This is a genomic window from Paragemmobacter amnigenus (genome assembly GCF_009908265.2).
Taxonomy (GTDB): Bacteria; Pseudomonadota; Alphaproteobacteria; order Rhodobacterales; family Rhodobacteraceae; genus Paragemmobacter; species Paragemmobacter amnigenus.
Window position 1 is genome coordinate 1 of sequence record NZ_JAAATX020000036.1, and the last position, 383, is coordinate 383.

Consider the following 383-nt stretch of genomic DNA (forward strand, 5'->3'; position numbering starts at 1 on the left):
GTCGTTGCCCGCGCCGCCGTCCAGCGCATCGGCCCCCTCGCCACCGGACAGCGTGTCGCGGCCCTCGCCGCCCGTGAGCGCGTCGTCATCGGCACCGCCGTCCAGCACGTCATTGCCGATCCCGCCGGACAGCGTGTCCGAACCCGCCGCACCGGCAAGGTTGTCATCACCGGCATTGCCCGTGATCCCGTCATCGCCCGCGCCGCCCGTCACCGTGTCGTCGCCCTGGCCGGCATCGACCGTGTCATTGCCGCCGCCCGCGTCGATCACGTCGTTCGGGCTGGCCGCGTCGTCGATCTGGTCGCCCTGCGCGTCGGTGTAGCCTGGGCCCATCGCGTCGCCCGCGGCCGTGCCGTCCACCACGCCGTCCTGCGGCAGCAGCA

Annotated in this window: 1 protein-coding gene; it reads right to left on the reverse strand. The window is 73.9% G+C overall.

From position 1 onward, the window contains the following. Positions 1-383 (reverse strand): calcium-binding protein (locus GU927_RS20405; protein WP_161764237.1); only part of this gene is annotated, 383 nt, incomplete at both ends.